Source organism: Variovorax sp. P5_A3 (genome assembly GCF_056400665.1).
Map to the genome: position 1 here is coordinate 1 of NZ_JBFUKW010000064.1, position 1,466 is coordinate 1,466.

The window sequence follows — 1,466 nt, forward strand, 5'->3', positions numbered from 1 at the left end:
GCCATGAACTACTGAGATGGACCCGACGCCACCTCTCTGGAAGACTGAGCGGCACTATCAACCGCTGACATAGGAGGCTCAACATGGAAATCGATATTCTCGGCATCGACTTGGCCAAGCGTGTGTTCCAGCTTCATGCGGCCGACCGTCACGGCCGCGTGCAACATCGGTCGAAGGTCTCGCGCGCTGCATTGCTTGGCGCGGTGCGCGAACTGCGCCCGCGGGTAGTCGCTATGGAAGCGTGCAGCTCTGCCCACTACTGGGGGAGGTGTTTTCAACAAATGGGCTTGGAGGTTCGCCTGATCAGCCCGCAGTACGTTTCTCCCTTCGTGAAGACGAACAAGAACGACCGCAATGATGCCGAAGCGATTGTGGAGGCCGCATGCCGTCCGGCAATGCGCTTCGTGCCGGTCAAATCTGTGGACCAGCAGGACATGCAGGCCGCTCACAGGGCGCGCCAGCTGCTTGTCCGCCAACGCACCGCACTTATCAATCAGGTGAGGGGGCTGCTCGGCGAGCGCGGCATCACGATTGCGCAATCGCCTGAGGCATTCAAGCGAGCAATGCCCGCAATCCTTGCACAGGTTGACGGCGAACTCACGACCTTCTGCCGTACGTTAATAACGGACCTGCTGCAGGCGGTCCATGTCCTTGAGCAGCGGATCGCACAGTCCGAGGCCTGGATCAAGTCGTTCACGAAACAATCAGCTTTATGCCAGAGGATCATCGCTATCGGCGGCGTCGGGCCGATCACAGCTACTGCAATCGTCGCAGCTGTCGGTGATGCCAAGGAGTTCAAGAATGGGAGGCACCTGGCTGCATGGCTGGGGCTGGTGCCGCGCCAGTATTCGTCTGGAGGGAAGTCCTGTCTGAAGGGGATCAGCAAGCGCGGCGATGGATACCTTCGCACGCTGCTGATCCATGGCGCACGCTCCGCATTGAAGTACATCGGAGGCAAGACCGACGCACGCAGCCGATGGCTCCAGGAACTGATCGCGCGCCGCGGCTACAACTGCGCGGCAGTAGCTTTGGCGAACAAGAACGCTCGCATCATCCAGGTTTTGCTCAGCAGCGAGCGGGACTACCGACCCGCCGGCGCCTGACCTTGACATGAACTGAGCTGAACTGAGCGGCTGCGGCCGCGGCCGCGGCTGCGGAGCCTCGACGACGACACCAACTTGATAAAGGAAGGGACACCCACACCTGGTTTGCGAAGCTCTTCGAAAGTGATGACGAAACCGGTTAGACCAGCGCTCTGAGACCTGCAAATGGTGAAGGCTGGAGCAATTCTCCAAGCCGTTGAACTGCTAAGGACAGAGTGCGCGAATCTCATCGAGGCTGCGGGCGCGTTGCCGACTTCGCCCACAAGCAAGCCGGATACATGCGTGCAGACCGTTCTCATCGTTGGCGAAAGCTTGCAAAAGGCGTCGGGTCCATACATGCACCATCTGGCGCAGGACGTCGAC

Annotated in this window: 2 protein-coding genes; both read left to right on the forward strand. The window is 60.0% G+C overall.

The annotated features are described in order from the left end of the window. Positions 1 to 83: 83 nt before the first annotated feature. Positions 84 to 1,103, forward strand: a complete 1,020-nt coding sequence (locus AC1D3B_RS36125; RefSeq protein WP_478195462.1) for an IS110 family RNA-guided transposase — start codon at positions 84 to 86, stop codon at positions 1,101 to 1,103. A gap of 165 nt (positions 1,104 to 1,268) precedes the next feature. After that, the coding region (locus AC1D3B_RS36130) for a hypothetical protein (protein ID WP_478195463.1) at positions 1,269 to 1,466 on the forward strand (198 nt) is incomplete at its 3' end.